Source organism: Rugamonas fusca (assembly GCF_014042365.1).
In the GTDB taxonomy this organism is placed as follows: domain Bacteria; phylum Pseudomonadota; class Gammaproteobacteria; order Burkholderiales; family Burkholderiaceae_D; genus Rugamonas; species Rugamonas fusca.
In genome coordinates, this window is record NZ_JACEZS010000025.1 from 39759 (window position 1) to 57548 (window position 17790).

The following is a 17790-nucleotide window of genomic DNA, read 5'->3' on the forward strand; positions in this document are numbered from 1 at the left end:
GTCTTGGGCACCCGGCTGGCCTGGAGTGTGGGCTTGGCCGGGTTTTGGGCGCTGGGCTATTTCGCGGCCGGCGTTTGGCTGCATCCAGCGCCCATTTTTAATCCATCGTCCGCACTGGACGCGGCCATCCCATTCGCCGGACTGGCACTGTGGCCCTATCTGTTCGGCATAGTCTGGATGGGCATGCCCGCTGTACTGCTACAGTCGCCCGCCCTGTTCCGGCACACCGCTTACAGCTATGCGCTGCTGATCGCCTTTTCCATCCTGTGTTTTGTACTGGTGCCGGCAGAGGCGCCGCAACTGCGCGTGCAAGCCGGCGGCGCCGGACTGGACCCGCTCACGGCCTTGGCCTTGCGCCATCTGCACGCGATCGACCCGCCGCGCAACCTGCTGCCCTCGCTGCATGTATCGCTGGCCGCGCTGGCCAGCGGCGCGCTGGTACGCGACGACGCCCGCTGGCGCGTGCCGGCCACCCTGGTACTGGCCACCATCGTGGCATCCGTTTGCCTGTCCAAACAACATACGGTGGCCGATGCGGCGGCTGGCCTGCTGGCGGCCTGGTGGTGCGATCACCTCGCGCGCCGCCTCAGTTCCCGGCCGCGGCCGCTGGCGCCGTGAGCGGCGCGATCATGCCCTGCTCCAGCAGGTAGCGCACCAGGTAGCTGGCCGTCTGCTCCAGCGAAGGGTCGGCGCGGCCATCGGCCAGGCTGTCGCGGGCCTGGCGATAGGCGTTGCTGCTGTAGCGCTTGAGCTGCATGGCGGCGATCTTGTCGGCCGAACGGTTGAAGAAATCCAGCAGCGGATAGACGGGATCGCTGGCCGAACAACGCAAGTTGAGCTGGTCGATGAAATGGGGAATGTCGTAGTAACGGAAGCGGTAGCCGAAATCGCGCTCGATCACGCGCGTGAGCGCCGTCATGCTGTAGTAGTGATCGGCCGTCACGTGCAGCGGCGTGGCCGGCGCGTGCGGCTGGCGCGCGATGGCCACGATATTGTGGGCGATAACGTCCGCCGCCACGATGCTGAGCTGATTGGGCGTGTCCACGGCGATTCCGTGCCGGATCATGAAGGCCAGCATGCGCAGCGCCACGTCGTTGTCGTCGCCCGCGCCCTGGGTCGAGACGGAAATCAGCGAGGGCCGGTAGATGCGCACGTCCATGCCGGCGGCGCGCGCGGCCAGCGCCTGCTGTTCGGCCACCCATTTGCTTTGCGCGTAGCCGAAATCCAGCGCTTCCATGGCCCCGTTGCAGTCCGATTCCAGCAGCACGCCCTTGGCGCTCCAGCCGAAAATGAACGTGCTCGACACCAGGTGCAGGCAACGTGCGCCACTGTCGCGGGCCAGGCGCAAGGCCGTTCGTGCGCCTTCCACATTGGTGGCGCGCATGGCTTCATACGTCATCACGTAATTCACGCAGGCGCCGTTGTGGAACACCTCGCCCACGCTGTGCGCCAGCGCCTGCCATTGCGCCGCGCTCAGTCCCCAGGAAGGCAGCGCCAGGTCGCCGCACACGGCGCGCACCCGCGCGCGCAACTGTGCGTGCAGCGCGGGCGTGAACAGGCGCGCATGGCGCAGGGCCGCTTCCACCCGCGCCATGGCGGCGGCGGGGTCGGATGCCCGCACCAGGACCACCACCTCATCATCGACCTGGCGCAACAGTTCATCGAGCAGGAACGGGCCGAAGAACCCCGTCACCCCCGTCAACAGGATGGCGCGACCGGGCCGGCCAGTGGGCGGCGCAAGGCTTTCCGTTGCGGGCAGCGGGCGGCCGCGGTCCTCCAGCATACGGGCGGCGATGGCGTCGTCCAGCGACGCGCGCAGCTGCGCCAGGGCCGCCATGGCCGCATCGGCCCCGCCATCATGGCCATGGTCGAGCGGCGCCAGCGCGGACAACAGGCTGCGCTGCGACAGGCGTTGCAGCAACTGCGCATCAAGCGCCTCGGCCAGCGCGCCGGAACCGAAGCCGCGCAGCACGTCCTCCAGTTCCAGCTGGATTTCCGTCAGCGCCAGCGAATCGATGCCCAGGTCGGCCAGCGCGACGCTGTCGCTGGCGATGCCCTGGCGGGCGAACGCGCGCTGCACGGCGTCGCGCCAGTTCGTCTGCTCGCCATCCGGATCGCCTTCCTGCGGCAGGCATGGCGCATCGTTGCGCCAGCACGCCAGCGATTCAACCTTGTCCGCCTCGAACAGCGCGCGCGTTTCGGCCCGTGCGATCTTGCCCGACGTGGTCATGGCGACCGTGCCGGGCGCCACCACGTGCAGCTGGTCGGGCAGCAGGCCGCAGACGGCGCGGATGGCCAGCGCCAGCATGGCGGGATCGGGCAAGACATCCGTGTGCCGGGGCTCGGCCAGCACGGCTACGCTGCCGTCATCGCACTGGAATGCACAGATGCCCCGTGGCCGCACGGCGGCGCCGCTGGCCGCCAGCGCTTGCTCCAGGTCGTCCGGGAAGAAGTTGGCGCCGCCGATGATCAGCATGTCCTTGCTGCGGCCGCACACGTACAGTTGGCCCTGGTGCAGGAAACCCAGGTCGCCCGTGCGCAGGAGCCAGCTGTCGTCGGCGCCCTCGCCGTTCGGATCGCCCAGCAGCGCAACGGTAGCCGCCGCATTGTTCCAGTAGCCGGAGGTAACGCACGGGCCGCCAACGCGGATCTCGCCCACTTCCAGCTCCGCCAGCGGGCGGCCGCTGTCCGGCGCGCAGATCCGCAGCGCCACGCCGGCCACGGGTGTGCCGCAACTCGCGTATTCGACGGTGTGTCCGCCATCGGCGGCTTCGGCCAACGTCAACGCGGCCGTGGTCATTGTTGCGCCTGCGTGCCCATCGTGCCGCACGGCGACACTGCCGCAGCCACCCTGCGTGACGTTGAGCGTATTTTCCGCCAGTCCGTAGGCCACCGTGCAGGCGCCGCGCGCCAGGCCAAAGCGGGCGAAGCGGCGGTGGAAGCGCCGTATCGTGTCCGGCCGCGCCGGCTCGCCGGCGTTCATCAGCACCCGCAGGCAAGACAGGTCCACGCCATCCAGTTCGGCGTCCGACACTTTGCCTTCGCGCAGGCAGTATTCAAAGCCGAAGTTGGGCGATGAACTGTAGGTCGCGCCCACTTCGGCGATCATGCGCAGCCACAGCGCGGGACGGCGCAGGAAGTCAACCGGCGCGAAGCCGTAGTTGCTGCCGCCGGACACGATGGGAAACAGGTAGTAGCCGATCAGCCCCATGTCGTGGTGCTGCGGCAGCCATGACACCCCGGTGGGCACATGATCGAGCGTGGCGCGCGCATTGGCGATCACATTCTCGTGGCTGACCATGACCCCGCGCGGCAAGCCGGTGGAACCGGACGTATATTGCAGGAACAGCAGCCGCTCATGGCGGCGCGGCGGCAGACCGGCCTCGGTGTACTGGCCATCCCGGCCGGCCGCGTCGCCATCCAGCGCCAGCAGCGGCCAGGGCGGCGCCGTGCCGGATGCCGCGAACAACTGCGCCAGGCGCGCCACATGCACATCGTCCGTCAACAAGGCCGCCGCGCCGCAATTCTCGCCGATGGCGCGCAGGCGGCGCATGGCCGTGTCGCCGGCCGTGCGCGGCAAGGCCACCGGGACGCCGATCATGCCGGCGCGCGCGCAGGCAAGCAAGGCAGCCACTCCTTCCAGTCCGGCCGGATGGGCCAGCAGCACGCGCGCGCCCGGCTCGAGTCCGGGCGTGGCCATCAGCCGCGCGGCCAGGGCCAGCGTGTGGGCGTGAAAAGTGCGGTAGGTGTGGCGTGCGCTGGTCTGCCCCAGCCGGTCACGGAATTCGAACAGGACCTTGTCAGGCCGCAGGGCAGTCCAGTGTTCGAGCAGATCGAAGATGGAATCCATAGACGCAAGCTCCGGCGGTGCACGGCTGCACGCCAACACGTGCAGCGTGAAATGCAGTGTGAAATGCAGTGTGAAAGTAAGCGGTAATACGTGAGCTGTAATGCGTAACGACGGCTGCTGGTCTATTCTAGCGTGCCGCGCGCCCGCGCGGCAGCTCCCGTTCAAGAAAACGCCACACGCCCGCGTCCTGCATGGCCGCCACGTTGAGCCGCATGCGGGTGGAAGGCAATTGCTGCGGTGAGAACAGGCTGCCCGGCGCCAGCAGCAATCCTTCCGCCGAGGCCCGTTCCGTCAGCGCGTTGGTGTCGCAGCCGGCGTCGGCCCACACGAACATGCCGGCCGACGGCGCCACGTCGATCGTCATGCCCAGCCGCTCCAGCTGCCGTATGGTCTTGGCGCGCACGCCGTCGAGCCGCGCGCGCACCCGGTCGGCGTGCTTGCGGTAGGCGCCTTCGGACAGCACCTTGTACACCACCCGTTCGCCGATATCGCTGGTGGTCAGGGTGGTCAGCATCTTGCGGTCGGCCAGGCGCTCGGCCCATGCGGGCGACGTGACGATGTAACCCACCCGCAGGTTGGCCGCCATGGTCTTGGAAAAGCCGCCCAGGTAAATCACCCGCCGCAACTGGTCCAGCGCCGCCATGCGCGTGGCCGGCTGCACGGCGCTGCCCGGATGCAGGTCGCAATAGATGTCGTCCTCGACGATGACGAAATCGTATTCCTCGGCCAGTCGCAGCACCTGGAACGCCTTGGCCGCCGACAGCGAGGTGGAGCTGGGGTTGTGCAGCACCGAGTTGATGACGTACAGCTTGGGCCGGTGGATGGCGGCCAAGTGGGTAAGCTGCGCGATGTCCGGGCCATCGGCCAGGCGCGGCACGCCCACCACCTTCGCGCCCAGCGCGGCGAACGAGCCAAACATCAGGAACCAGGCCGGATCGTCGACAAAGACGGTGTCGCCAGGCCGCAGGAACTCGCGCGCCACCAGGTCCAGCGCCTGCGTCACGCCGGCCGTGGTGACGATCTGCTCCGGCGCCGCGCCAATTTCCAGTTCCGCCAGCTTGCGCTGCAACTGCTGGCGCAACAGCAGCGAACCATGCGGCACGCCGTAATTGAGCAACGTGCCCGGATGCTGGCGGCTGACAGCGCGCAGCGCATTGGCCACCATCGGACCGTCGAGCCATTCCGACGGCAGCACGCCCGTGCCGGGCATCTGCTGGTGCGGCACCTGGCGGAACATGTTACGCACCAGCCAGACCACGTCGATAGGCTTGCTGTCGAAGCGCTCCAGCGGCAGGCGCGCCACTTGCGCCGTCCCTGCCTCGGCGGCGCCGGGGCCAAGCGCGGGACGTTCGCGCACATAGAAGCCGGCGCCACGCCGCGATTCCAGGTAGCCGCGCGCCACCAGCTTGTCGTAGCTGGCCACCACCGTGAACGCCGACACCCCGTGCGCGGCGGCGAACTGGCGGATCGACGGCATGCGCGCGCCGCCGCGCAGCAGCCGGTCGTCGATGCGCGCGGCCACGGAACGGACGATCTGGTCAATCAGCGATTCGCCTGATTCGCGCGACAGCAGCGCCACGAGCGCCACCGGCCGCGCCTTGCCAGGTTGTGCGGTCGTTTGCGGGGACAGTGTATTGGTCATATTACCGTCACAGTATTTGAAATTATGTGGAAAAGTGTATTGGGACTGTACTGGTGTTGTCGCTTAGGATACACCCATCACCCACACAAATCCACCGACCGGGGAAAGCCGCCATGCACCTGCCCACCAGTTCCGACCTCGATGCCGCCAGCGCCACCGTCTACGCCGCCATGGCGCCCACGCCGCAATACAGCTGGCCCCTGCTGAACGAAGGGCTGGGCGTGGAAGCGTGGATCAAGCACGAAAATCATACCCCCACCGGCGCCTTCAAGGTACGCGGCGGACTGGTCTATGTGGAGGCACTTGCACGCCGTTTGCCCGGCGTCAAAGGCATCGTGCTGGCCACGCGCGGCAACCATGGCCTGTCGCTGGCCTACGCGGCCCGCCGCCATGGCCTGCAAGCGACCATCGTGGTCCCGCACGGGAACAGCACGGAAAAGAATGCCGGCATGCGCGCCCTGGGTGCACAGCTGATTGAACATGGGGACGACTTCCAGGCCAGCCGCGAGCACGCGCTGATGCTGGCCGAACGCGACGGCCTGCACATGGTTCCGTCCTACCATCCGGACTTGATGGCCGGCGTGGCCACGGCCTGGATGGAACTGTTGCGCGCCCAACCTGGACTGGAACTGCTGCTGGCGCCGATTGGCCAGGGCTCCAGCATCTGCGCGGCCATCGCGGCCCGCAACGCATTAGGGCTGAAGATGCCCATTATCGGCGTCGTGTCGCAGCATGCGCTGGCCTACCAGCTGTCGTTCCGGGCCCGGCGCAGCATCGAATCGCCCGTCACCACCGTACTGGCCGACGGCCTGGCCTGCCGCGTGCCCGACCCGCACTCGCTCGCCATCATCCTTGAATACGTGGACGATGTGGTGGCCGTCAGCGACGAGCAGGTGGCCGCCGCCATGCGCCTGTACCACCGCGCCACCCACAACACGGCCGAAGGGGCCGGCGCCGCGGCGCTGGCCGCCGCCCTGGCCTTGCAGCAGGACCCGGCCTGGCGCGGCCGCAGCATCGGCCTGCCCCTGACCGGCGGCAATGTGGATGCCGCCATGCTGGCCGGCGTGCTGCACGGTGCCTGAACGGCGCGCACCCACACCTGGCCACTGTAGCGGCACAGACCATCACAATTCAGGAACAGGAAGGAAGACACCATGCGAACACCCGCCGCCATTGGCCGCCCCCTGGCCACCACTACCGGCCTGAGCGACGATGCCGCCGGCATGCTGCTCGGCCTGATCGGTGTGGCCATGTTCAGCCTCACCTTGCCGTTCACCCGGATGGCCGTGGCCGACTTCAATCCCGCCTTCGTGGCGCTGGGCCGGGCCGTGGCCGCCGCTTGCTGCGCCGCCTTGTGGCTGGGCTGGAACCGCGCGCCATGGCCGCCACGCTCGGCCCTCCTGCCCCTGGCCTGCGTGGCCGGCGGCTGCATCGTCGGTTTCCCATGGCTGACCTCGATCGCCATGCGCAGCGTGCCGGCCACCCACGGCGCCGTCCTGGTCGGCCTGCTGCCGCTGGCCACGGCCGTATGGGCCGCGCTGCGCGGTGGCGAGCGGCCCTCGGCCGGCTTCTGGTGCATGGCGATGCTGGGCTCGGCGCTGGTGGCCGGCTTCGCCCTGCGTGACGGCGGCGGTACGCTGCGCCCGGCCGACCTGGCGCTGCTGGCGGCCGTGCTGCTGGCCGCGCTGGGCTACGCGGAAGGCGGCAAACTGGCCCAGCGCCTGGGCGGGCCGCAAACGATCTGCTGGGCCCTGCTGCTGGCCGCCCCCGTGCTGGCGCCGGCCGTGGCCTGGCTGGCCTGGCACGACGCGGCCCGCATCGCCGCCGCCGGCGCCCGCGCCTGGGCCGGATTTGCCTATGTGTCGCTGGTCTCGATGTTCCTCGCTTTCTTCTTCTGGTACCGCGGCATGGCGCTGGGCGGCGTGGCCAGGGTGGGCCAGGTGCAACTGGTGCAGCCGTTCCTGACCATGCTGGGCGCAGGCCTGTTTTTGGGCGAGACGCCGGAATGGCCAACCCTGGTATTCGCACTGGCAGTGATCATTGTGGTGGGCGCGGGCCGCAAAATGCAGGTGAAGCGGCGCTAAAACCGTAGAGAATTCTGATTTTGCCTGCTTTGTGGGCAGCGCCCCCGGCACGACGTACAATATCGGTCTGCCGCGCACGACGCGCTCACTTAACGCCCCCAACCGCACGCCCACGGCCAAGACAACACGATAAATAAACCCGTCGCTCGTTCGACTTCACCCATTGTTCAATATTGGAACCCTCATGTCCGTCTACGAAAAACTCAAAGCCCTCGACATCACCCTGACCGCGCCCGCCGCGCCGGTAGCCGCCTACGTCATGTACGTCCAGAGCGGCAACCTGGTATTCCTGTCCGGCCATATCGCGCGCAAGGCGGACGGCTCGCCGTGGGTGGGCCAACTGGGCAAGAACATCAGCACGGAAGAAGGCAAGGCCGCCGCGCGCAGCGTGGCCGTGGCCCTGATGGGCACCTTGCAGGAAGCCGTGGGCGGCGACCTGACGCGCGTGCGCCGCATCGTCAAGCTCACCAGCCTGGTCAACTCCACGCCCGACTTCACGGAACACCACCTGGTCACCAACGGCGCCTCCGAGCTGCTCGGTGAAGTGTTCGGCGACGCCGGCAAGCACGCCCGCGCCGCCTTCGGCGTGGCCCAGATTCCGCTCGGCTGCTGCGTCGAGATCGACCTGGTGGCGGAAGTCGCGTAATTCCCGGGCGGCGCCCTACCCTGCGCCGCCCTTCCGCAGGCCGCCACCAGCGCACCTGACTCCAGCCCGGGCCAGCCCGGCATCTACTCAGTGAGACACGTATGAAAATTGAAAACCCGAATCCGATGCAGTGGCGCTTCTCCGAGCGCGCACAGCAGATGCAAAGCTCCGCCATCCGCGAAATCCTGAAGATCACCCAGCGTCCCGAGATCATCTCGTTCGCCGGCGGCCTGCCCTCGCCCGCCACCTTCCCCGTGGCCGAGATGAAGGAGGCGTTCGACCAGGTGCTGACCGACTCGGGCAACGTGGCGCTGCAATACGGCCCCACCGATGGCTACCTGCCGCTGCGCCAGTGGATCGCCGATTCCCTGTCGACCAATGGCGCGAAAATCGTGCCGGAACAGGTACTGATGACGTCCGGCTCGCAGCAGGCGCTGGACCTGCTGGGCAAGGTGCTGATCGACGAAGGCAGCCGCGTGCTGGTGGAAACCCCGTCCTACCTGGGCGCGCTGCAGGCGTTCTCGGTGTACCGTCCTGAATTCGTGTCGGTGGAAACGGACGACCACGGCCTGGTGCCATCGTCGCTGGAGAAGGTGGCGCAAGGCGCGCGCCTGCTGTACGCGCTGCCCAACTTCCAGAACCCCACCGGCCGCACGCTGTCGGTGGAACGCCGCCAGCAGCTGGTGGAGACCTGCGCCCGCCTCGGCCTGCCGCTGATCGAGGACGATCCGTACGGCGCCCTGAGCTACAAGGGCGAACCGCTGGCGAAGATGGTGGCCATGAACCCGGACGGCGTGATCTACATGGGCTCCTTCTCCAAGGTGCTGACCCCGGGCATCCGCCTCGGCTACGTGGTGGCCCCGCTGCCGCTGGTGCGCCGCCTGGAGCTGGCCAAGCAGGCGGCCGACCTGCACACTTCGCAGCTGACCCAGATGGTGGTGCACCGCGTGATCAAGGACGGCTTCCTGGAGCGCCACATCCCGCAAATCCGCCAGCTGTACGGCAATCAGTGCCAGGTGATGCTGGACGCAATGGCCGAGCACTTCCCCGCCAGCGTCAAGTGGACCAAGCCCGAAGGCGGCATGTTCATCTGGGTCACCCTGCCCAAGCACGTCAACGCCATGACCCTGCTGGATGAAGCGATCGCCAACCACGTGGCCTTCGTGCCGGGTGCGCCGTTCTACGCGAACGAGCCGGAAACCAACACCTTCCGCCTGTCCTTCGTGACGGTGCCGCCGGAGCGCATCCGCGCCGGCATCGCCACCCTGGGCAAGCTGATCGCTGCCAAAATCTGAGGCCCCGATCGTTCACCCGCGCCGCCGCCGGCACCTCCGGCGACGGCGCGCGGCCACCGCCGCGGCACACCGCCGTGCGCCGCGACTTTATCACCAAAAGTAACAAACTTTCCAATCAGAAACGGCAAGCATGATAAAAAGTCATGCAATTTGCCGCATTGACGGCAGTTCCGCATAGATTCTGAGGTTTTCCTCGAATAACCCTGCACTTTTTTTCACAATTGCACATTGCAAAGGGGTATTATTTGGACGGATAGTCACCTTACCGTCAGGCCAGCCTTTGTACGCAAGCGCACACCATTCCGCTCTCCGCCCTGTCGCCCCGGCCTCGCCGCACGGTGTCGCCAGCGGCCGCCCCAGCCAGGATACGACCCAATGAATCCAGCTGGCCCGAGCTTTGCCGTGCGGCGCGACGCCGCCATTCTGATCGTGGACGATGCGCCGGACAACCTGGGCACGCTGCGCAAGATGATGGTGCAACAGGGTTACCAGACCTTTGTCGCCACCTCCGGCGAACGGGCGCTGCAGATCGCGCGCCGGGTGCATCCGGACCTGATCCTGCTGGATGTGGTCATGCCCGGCATGGACGGTTTCGAGACCTGCCGCCAGCTCAAGAGCCATGCGGCCACCCAGCGCATTCCCGTCATCTTCATGAGCGCGCGCACGGAGACCGAAGACGTGGTGGCCGGCTTCGACATCGGCGCCGTGGACTACATCGGCAAGCCGCTGCGCATGGCCGAAGTGTGCGCCCGCGTGCGCACCCAGCTGCAAATCCGCAGCAACAGCGAGAACCAGGAAGAGCAGGCCGAGCGCCTGCGCACCATCGTCAACAACATGGCCGAAGGTTTGCTGATCATCGAGTCGGACGGCCGCATCCAGTTCACCAACCCGGCCTGCGACAAGTACCTGGGCTACCAGGAGAACGAACTGGCCGGGCGCTCCATCACCGAGCTGCTCAACCCCATGGTGGCGCAGGAATACCTGGACTACTTCGAGCGCTACGCGGCAGCGCCGCAGACGGCCCACAACCACGGCACGCGCGAGGTGATCATCCGCCACCGCAACGGCAGCTCCGTGTGCATGGACCTCACGCTCACGCCCATGTACCTGCGCCAGCCGCTGTTCATCGGCCTGCTGCACGACATCACCCACCACAAGCAGTCCGAGGATGCGCTGCAGCGTGCGGCCATGGTCGATCCGCTGACCATGATCGCCAACCGCCGCCACTTCGACGCCTTCCTGGAAAAGGAATGGCAGCGCGCCCTGCGCAGCGGCATGCCGCTGTCGCTGGTGGTGCTGGACGTGGACCACTTCAAGCTGTACAACGACACGCTGGGCCATCCGGCCGGCGACGCCTGCCTGCAGCAGGTGGCGCAAGCCATCGCCTCGCACGCGCTGCGCCCGACCGACCTGGCGGCCCGCTACGGCGGCGAGGAATTCGTGCTGCTGTTCGCGGAAACGGACGCCGACTCGGCCTACCTGCTGGCCGAGTCGATCCGGGCCCACGTGGAGTCGCTGCAACTGCCCCACCCCCGCTCGCCCACGTCGCCGTGGATCACGGTCAGCATCGGCGTGTCGACCATCCAGCCCCACCAGCTCGACAGCACGGAATCGCTGTTCGTGGCGGCCGACCGCGTCATGTACGTGGCCAAGGAAAGTGGCCGCAACCAGGTGCAGGCCACCCTGCCCGGCAACGCGGCCATGGATGCCATCAAGGCGCTCACTTCGCGCTGAGCGCCCGCCCGCTCAAAGCTGCTCCGGATAACCCGTGATGTCGGCGATCTCGGCGTACATGGGCTGCAGCCGCTCGTACATCTTCAGGTAGACGCGCCGGTACAGCCGGTCGTACATCTTCTGGTTAGCGGCAATCGGCTGGAACACGCGGCCCGTGCGCGTCATGGCGCGGATGGCGGTATCAAAGTCCGCATGCAGCCCCAGGCCGGCCGCGATCGCGATGGCCGCGCCCAGGCCCGAGGTTTCATACACGTGCGCGCGCGCGGCGGGCAAGCCAAAGATATCGGCCGTCAGCTGCATCGCCGCATCGCTCTGCGAGCCACCGCCTGCCACGCGCAGCTCCGTCACGGCCACACCGCTGCGCTTCTCGATGCGCTCCTTGCCTTCGCGTAGCGCGTAAGCCAGCCCTTCGAGGATGGCGCGGTACATGTGGGCGCGCGTGTGCACGTCGCCAAAGCCGATCATGGCGCCCTTGGCTTCCGGCCCCGGCACCCGGATGCCGGGACTCCAGTACGGTTGCAGCATCAGGCCCATGGAACCGGGCGGCACCTGCTCGACCAGCTGGTCGAACATGGCTTCGGGCGCCGTGCCCCGCTCGCTGGCCGTGGCCTGCTCCAGGTGGCCAAACTGCTCCTTGAACCAGTTCACCATCCAGTAGCCGCGGAAGATCTGCACTTCCGTGCTGTAGGCGCCCGGAATGGCGGCCGGATACGGCGGGATGAACGGCGTGACCTCCACGTATTTTTTGGTGGTGGTGTTGATGGTGGCCGTGGTGCCGTAACTGAGGCAGCCGATGTGCGGCGCCAGGCCGCCGGCGCCGATCACCTCGCACGCCTTGTCGGCGGCGGCGGCCACCAGCGGCGTGCCGGCCGGGATGCCGGTGGCCTCGGCGGCGGCGGCCGTGATGGCGCCGATCACCGTGCCCGGCTCCACCAGTTCCGGCAGCATGTCCGGCTTGATGGCCAGCGCCTGCCATTTCCAGTCACGCTTGCCGGCCCACTTGTGGCCCTTGTAGTCGAACGGCAGGTAGGCCACCTGCGAACCGATGGAATCGACCATGCGCCCGCACAGGCGATAGTTGAGAAAGCCCGACAGCAGCAGGAACTTGTCGGTTTTGGCCCAGATGTCGGGCTGGTGGGCGGCGATCCAGTTGATCTCCGCTTCGCGCCGGAAGTATTCGATGGTACTGCTCACGCCAGCCACCTTGAAGGCCGTGCGCCACAAGGCGTTCAGCGGCGGCACCTGTTCCGTGCGGCGCTGGTCCAGCCAGGTGATGGCCGGGCGCAGCGGGTTGCCGTCGCGGTCCAGGTTGATGACGGTGCCACGCTGGGTGGTGACGGCAACGCCCTTGACGGCGGACTTGGGGATATCCGTTTCCGCCCACAGCCGCTGGCAGGCCACGCACACGGCCTTCCAGTAGCCGTCCGCGCTGTGCTCGGCCCAGCCGGGATTGTCCGAGAAATACGGCTGCAAATGCACCTGGGTCTTGGCCGCCAGGTTGCCGCGCAAATCGAACAGCAGCGCGCGCACGCTCTGGGTGCCGTTGTCGATGGAGAGAAGATATTGTTCGGCCATATCGTCTGATTGTTTTAGTTGTTCTCGTTGCTCATGGCGCGTTGCGCCGGCAGGCTGTAATGGGCAGCCCATAATGCCAGATAGGCGCGCTGTTCGTCATCCCAGCGCTGGTCGCTCCAGCCCAGTTCCGGCTGGCAGATGGCGCGCACGCGCGGCAGTATCTCCACGCCGCCGCCGCGCAACTGGATGCCGATGCGGCTGCGGCGCAGCAGCAGATCGTCCAGCTTCTGCACCGATTCGCAGCGGGCCGCCCAGCGCAGTTGGACCCACAGCGTTTCCGTTCCCGGTATGGTGGCCAGTTCGCCCGGCTGGGCCGCATCCACCAGCGCTTGCGCCTGGGCGCCGTAACGTCCTTGCAGGCGTGCGGCCTGCATGACGGACAGTCGGCGGTCGTAGCGCAGCGGCGCGGCCGGATCGAAGATGGGACGCGGTTCGAGCTTGTCGCGCCAGTCCGGCAGCAGCGTGGCGGCCTTGCGCAGCGCGTCGAGCGCGATCACGCGGAAGGTGGTCATCTTGCCGCCAGTGACGGTCAACAGGCCATCTTCCAGCCATAACGCATGGTCGCGCCCTTCCTTGGACGGATCGCTCTTGCCGCTGTCAATCACGGGACGCACGCCCGCGTAGCTGGCCAGGATGTCGCCCTCGTTCAATCCCAGTTGCGGGAACTGGTCGTGCAGCGCCGCCATCAGGTAATCGACTTCACCCCGCGTGATGGCGGCCTCGCGCGCCATGTCGCCCTTGTGGTCCACGTCCGTGGTGCCCACCAGCGTTACGCCCTCCCAGGGGAAGGCGAACACGGGGCGGCCATCGGCCGGATGCATCAGGCTCACGGCCTGCGCCAGCGGCAACCGCCAAGCCGGCAGCACCAGGTGGCTGCCGCGCAGTGGCCGCAGCCGGGGCGCCGCCCCGCCCTGGGCCCGCAAGCCGTCGGCCCAGGCGCCGGTGGCGCTGATGACGAGGCGCGCGCGCACTTCGTGCGACTGTCCCGTCACGCCATCGCGCACCTTCGCGCCGCACACCTTGCCGCCGTTGTCCGCTGAACGCAGCAGCGATTCCACCGCCATGTAGTTGAGCGCCACACCACCATGCTGCTGCGCCTCGCGCAGCACGCGCAGCACCAGGCGCGCGTCGTCGGTCTTGGCGTCCGTGTAGCACATGCCGCCCTGCAGGCCGGCGTTGGCGATGTTGGGCGCCAGCGCCAGGAAATCGTCATGGCCAAAATAGTGGCGCGCACGCTGGCCCGCCATCAGGTCGTAGATGGCCAGGCCGAGCAGGAACATGCGCCGGCCCGGCTTGCGCCCCTGGTAATCGCCGAACGCGAAGCTTTGCGGCTCCACCAGGCCGGCCGCGTCGCGCAGCAACTGCTGGCGCTCGTGCACGGATTCGCGCGTGAGGCCGAACTTGCCCTCCTTCAGGTAGCGCAGGCCGCCGTGCACCAGCTTGGACGAGCGGCTCGACGTGCCCCACGCGAAGTCGCGCTGCTCCACCAGCAGCGTCTTCAAGCCGCGCCGCGCCGCTTCCAGCAGGATGCCGGCGCCCGTGATGCCACCGCCGATCACGACCAGGTCCCAGTCGCGCGCCAGCAGTTGCGCGGCGCCGCCACGGCCACCGCTGTTCCAGTGGGCGCTCATGACGGCACGGCCTCGGACGGCAGCAGCTTGCCGGGGTTCATGATCTGCTGCGGGTCGAAGTGGCGGAACAGCGCCTGCATGGCGCTCAGGCCCAGCTCTCCTTTTTCCGCCGGCAGGTAAGGCGCGTGATCGCTGCCCACGCCGTGCTGGTGGCTGATGGTGCCGCCATTGGCCACGATGGCCTGGCTGGCGGCCTGCTTGAGCGTACGCCAGCGGGCCAGGTCCTGCTCGAAATTGCCAGCCAGCCGGTAGACGAAGGTGGTGTACACGCTGGCGCCCTGCGCGTACAGGTGCGACAGGTGAGTGTAGGTGTGCACCTTCTCGCCGTGCTGGCCCAGCGCCGCCGTGGCGGCCGCCTCCACGGCCTGCATCATGCCGGCCACGCGCGGCCAGTCGACGGCCGTTTCCACCGTGTCGATGGCGTAGCCGTGCTGCCAGGCCGCGTTGCGCAGGTAGACGTTGCGGAAGCGGTTCTGCTTCCACTTGTCGCCCATGTAGCGGCCGATGTGCACGCCGCCGCGCGCGCGCGTGAGGGCCAGCGCGTCCTTCAGGGCCGCCCTGGCGGCGGCCTTGCGACCGCTCACGCCTATCATCAGCATGCACTTGCCTTCGCCGCAGCCGCGCAGGCGCAGCCACGTTTCCAGCGCCCCGATCAGGGTCTGGTGGCCGGCCAGCGCCAGCATGGTCACCGTCTCGAGCGGATTGGACAGGCGCAGCATGGACAGCGACAGGCCGGCCTGCACCACGGCGCGCACGGCCTGTTCGGCCTGGTCCCAATTGGGGAAGAACACGGCATGGAACGATTCATATTCGGGCAGCGGCGTCACGCGCACGGTCGCTTCCGTCAGGATGCCGAGCCGCCCCTCGGATCCGAGCACTACTTCGCGCAAATCAGTGCCGGCGGCCGAGGCGGGGAACGTGGGAATATCGAGCGTGCCGGCCGGCGTTTCCACCTTGCCGCCCCTGAACATCTGCTCGATGCGGCCATAGCGCAACGATTGCTGGCCGGACGAACGGGTGACCACCCAGCCGCCCAGCGTCGAGTATTCGAACGACTGGGGGAAATGGCCCAGCGTGTAGCCGTGGGCGCGCAGTTGCGCCTCCAGGTCCGGGCCGAACACGCCGGCGCCGAAGGTGGCCAGCTGCGACTGGGTGTCGAGGCTAAGCAGGTTGCGCAGGCGGGTCAGGTTCACGGCCAGCACGGGACGCGGGCCGCCAGGCGCCGTCAGGTGGCCGGCCACGCTGGTGCCGCCGCCCTGTGGAATCAGCGCCACATGGTGTTCGGCCGCGTAGTCCAGCAATTCACGCACCTGTTCCGGGCTGTCCGGATAGGCCACGCCGTCGGGCGCAGTGTCGATGGCACCGTAGCGCAGGCGCAGCCAGTCCGGCAGGCTCTGGCCCAGCGCGTTGCGCAAGCGGACGGCCGGCGCCGTGTCGATCAGGCGATGCGGCGCCAGCCGCGACGGGCGCAACTGCCCGCATGCCGTCTCGAAGGCGGCGTCCGGGAATGGCGTGCCGCTCCCGATGCGCTGCGCCAGGAAGCCCAGCGCATCCTCGCCCAGCGCGAATTCTATGGTGTCGTCACCCCAACCGTTCCAGCGTCTCATCGTTTTCCTGTCCTCGTTGCGGCGCGCTTGCAGCAGTTGTTATACTGGCGCGCACCTGGCTAATCATGGCAGCAGAATAAGACAGAACCCACACAAGGTATTGCGTATTCATGACATCCGCATTGTTCGATCATGCCAAGCCCCACGCCTGACGCGCGCACCCCGCATGGCGCCCGCGTGGCCGGCTCCTACCTGCAGCCCTTGCTGGAGGCGGCCGCCGCGCGCGGCGTGCAGCCGGCCGCACTGGAACGGGCCGCCGGCCTGCCCGCCGGCGCCCTGAGCCCGTTGCCCGAGTCGCTGGCGGCCGACGATTACGTGCGCCTGCTCGACGTGGGCGCCGAACTGGCCGGCGATCCCCACTTCGGGCTGCACGTGGGCGAACGCTTCAAGCTGGGTACCTACAACGTGTATGGGCTGATCCTGCTCAGTTGCCGCGACTTCGGCCAGGCCTTCGAACAGACCATGCGCTACGAGCAGCTGGCGCATGACCTGGGCCGCTCGTCCCTGCGCGTGAACGACGGCATGGCCCATTACACCTGGCATTGCCATTACGGGCCGGGCCGGCGCCACCTGATCGACAGCGTGTTTGCCGGCATCCGCGTGTTCGGCAACTGGCTGGCCGGGATGCCGCTGCCACCCGCCGAACTGGCGCTCACCCACGATGGCGGCGATCCGGCCGATCACGCTGAATACCTGCGGCTGTTCGGCGCCCTGCCCCGCTTCAACGCGCCGGCCAACACGGCCAGCTTCGACGCCCAGTTGCTGGCCTGGCCCGTGCCCAACGCGGACACGGGCCTGTATCCCGTGCTGCAACAGCACGCCGAACAGCTGCTGCAATCGCGGGCGCGGGCCGGGGCCGATGCCAGGGCCGAAATCAGCCAGCAAGTCCACGAGGCCATCGTGCGCAACCTGGCCCAGGGCCAGGTGCGGCTGGCCTCCATCGCCGACGAGCTGAAACTGTCGCCGCGCACGCTGCAGCGCAAGCTCAGCGACGCCGGCGCCACCTTCCAGCAGGTGCTGGACCAGGCCCGCTTCGCGCTGGCGCGCGATTACCTGCGCCAGCCGGAACTGAGCCTGGTCGATATCGCGTTCTTGCTGGGCTACCAGGAGCAAAGCGCATTCAACCACGCCTTCAAGGAGTGGTCGGGCATGAACCCCGGCGCGTTCCGCGAGCGCGGCTAAGAAGTCATTTCACAAAGGCCCATGGCGTCATTGTGACCCCTTGCCGTGCAAGCGCACCGTCTTCGGCGCCACGCCTGGCCATGGTCATTTTGAAATCAGGTGGTGCTGCCGCGTACCCGGATGAAGGGGCCGATGCAACTGTTCATGTCGCGCTCAAAGCACATGAGGAACAGGTCACCGCTGGGGTGGAACAGGATGTAGCTGGTGGCCACGTGGCCCACTTCCGTCACCTCGCCCGAACAATCGGGCTTGCCGTTGTCTTTCACAATGGTGTCCACGTGCTTGTAGAAGCCCAGCGTGTCGGGCTGGTCGGCCACCTCGAACGCCGATTCGGCCACCTCCTCGTTGCTCGTGACCAGGCTGCTGCCGTCGTCGTGGATATGATAGGTTTCGCTGCACGAGCCGTCGGCTAGCGTGATCTGCCAGGTGCCGATCAACGGATGGTCATGGCGCAGCGGCGCTGCCTGCCCGCCCGCGGCCGCCAGCGCGCACAGGGCCACGGCCACGCAACCGGGTATGATTTTCTTGAGCATAAGGGCCTCCG

The 17790-nt window shown here is 67.8% G+C and carries 13 protein-coding genes; 7 read left to right on the forward strand and 6 right to left on the reverse strand.

All coding sequences use genetic code 11. The features are described from left to right. Positions 1 to 33 precede the first annotated feature (33 nt). Positions 34 to 618, forward strand: coding sequence for a phosphatase PAP2 family protein (locus H3H36_RS22385; RefSeq protein WP_182220283.1), 585 nt, complete (start codon positions 34 to 36; stop codon positions 616 to 618). On the opposite strand, the gene H3H36_RS22390 is transcribed toward H3H36_RS22385, so the two are convergent. Both H3H36_RS22390 and H3H36_RS22395 read right to left on the reverse strand, forming a co-directional pair. Then, positions 587 to 3850: a thioester reductase domain-containing protein gene (locus H3H36_RS22390; RefSeq protein WP_182220284.1), complete on the reverse strand. Its 3264-nt coding sequence runs from the start codon at positions 3848 to 3850 to the stop codon at positions 587 to 589. The genes H3H36_RS22385 and H3H36_RS22390 overlap by 32 nt on opposite strands. A 127-nt stretch (positions 3851 to 3977) precedes the next feature. Then, positions 3978 to 5492: an aminotransferase-like domain-containing protein gene (locus tag H3H36_RS22395; RefSeq protein ID WP_182220285.1), complete on the reverse strand. Its 1515-nt coding sequence runs from the start codon at positions 5490 to 5492 to the stop codon at positions 3978 to 3980. Positions 5493 to 5605: 113 nt separating this feature from the next. Between H3H36_RS22395 and H3H36_RS22400 the strand changes: the two genes are divergently transcribed. The 5 genes from H3H36_RS22400 to H3H36_RS22420 all read left to right on the forward strand — a co-directional run bounded on the left by H3H36_RS22400 (position 5606) and on the right by H3H36_RS22420 (position 11251). Further along, entirely contained in the window at positions 5606 to 6574 is a 969-nt protein-coding gene (locus H3H36_RS22400) for a threonine dehydratase (protein ID WP_182220286.1), read from the forward strand. 72 nt (positions 6575 to 6646) lie between these two features. Next, positions 6647 to 7576: a DMT family transporter gene (locus H3H36_RS22405; RefSeq protein ID WP_229220051.1), complete on the forward strand. Its 930-nt coding sequence runs from the start codon at positions 6647 to 6649 to the stop codon at positions 7574 to 7576. Positions 7577 to 7760: 184 nt separating this feature from the next. Then, positions 7761 to 8222, forward strand: coding sequence for a RidA family protein (locus tag H3H36_RS22410; protein WP_182220287.1), 462 nt, complete (start codon positions 7761 to 7763; stop codon positions 8220 to 8222). Between the two features lie 101 nt (positions 8223 to 8323). Continuing rightward, complete coding sequence (locus tag H3H36_RS22415; RefSeq protein WP_182220288.1) at positions 8324 to 9517, forward strand: aminotransferase-like domain-containing protein; 1194 nt, start codon at positions 8324 to 8326, stop codon at positions 9515 to 9517. A 375-nt stretch (positions 9518 to 9892) separates the two neighbouring features. Further along, positions 9893 to 11251 carry a diguanylate cyclase gene (locus H3H36_RS22420; RefSeq protein ID WP_182220289.1) on the forward strand — a complete coding sequence of 453 codons (1359 nt, stop codon included), beginning with the start codon at positions 9893 to 9895 and terminating at the stop codon, positions 11249 to 11251. A 12-nt stretch (positions 11252 to 11263) separates the two neighbouring features. On the opposite strand, the gene H3H36_RS22425 is transcribed toward H3H36_RS22420, so the two are convergent. The 3 genes from H3H36_RS22425 to H3H36_RS22435 are packed head-to-tail and all read right to left on the reverse strand — an operon-like array spanning position 11264 to position 16064. After that, positions 11264 to 12826 (reverse strand): FGGY-family carbohydrate kinase, encoded by a 1563-nt coding sequence (locus H3H36_RS22425; protein WP_182220290.1) that lies wholly within the window; start codon positions 12824 to 12826, stop codon positions 11264 to 11266. 14 nt (positions 12827 to 12840) lie between these two features. After that, entirely contained in the window at positions 12841 to 14457 is a 1617-nt protein-coding gene (locus H3H36_RS22430; RefSeq protein WP_182220291.1) for a glycerol-3-phosphate dehydrogenase/oxidase, read from the reverse strand. Then, positions 14454 to 16064 (reverse strand): FAD-binding oxidoreductase, encoded by a 1611-nt coding sequence (locus tag H3H36_RS22435; protein ID WP_182220292.1) that lies wholly within the window; start codon positions 16062 to 16064, stop codon positions 14454 to 14456. The genes H3H36_RS22430 and H3H36_RS22435 overlap by 4 nt, the downstream gene beginning before the upstream one ends. 132 nt (positions 16065 to 16196) lie before the next feature. On the opposite strand from H3H36_RS22435, the gene H3H36_RS22440 reads away from it, so the two are divergent. Beyond that, positions 16197 to 17246, forward strand: a complete 1050-nt coding sequence (locus tag H3H36_RS22440; RefSeq protein WP_182220293.1) for an AraC family transcriptional regulator — start codon at positions 16197 to 16199, stop codon at positions 17244 to 17246. 95 nt (positions 17247 to 17341) lie between these two features. Here the strand turns inward: H3H36_RS22440 and H3H36_RS22445 are convergent, their stop codons facing one another. Then, complete coding sequence (locus H3H36_RS22445) at positions 17342 to 17779, reverse strand: hypothetical protein (protein WP_229220052.1); 438 nt, start codon at positions 17777 to 17779, stop codon at positions 17342 to 17344. Positions 17780 to 17790: the final 11 nt, after the last annotated feature.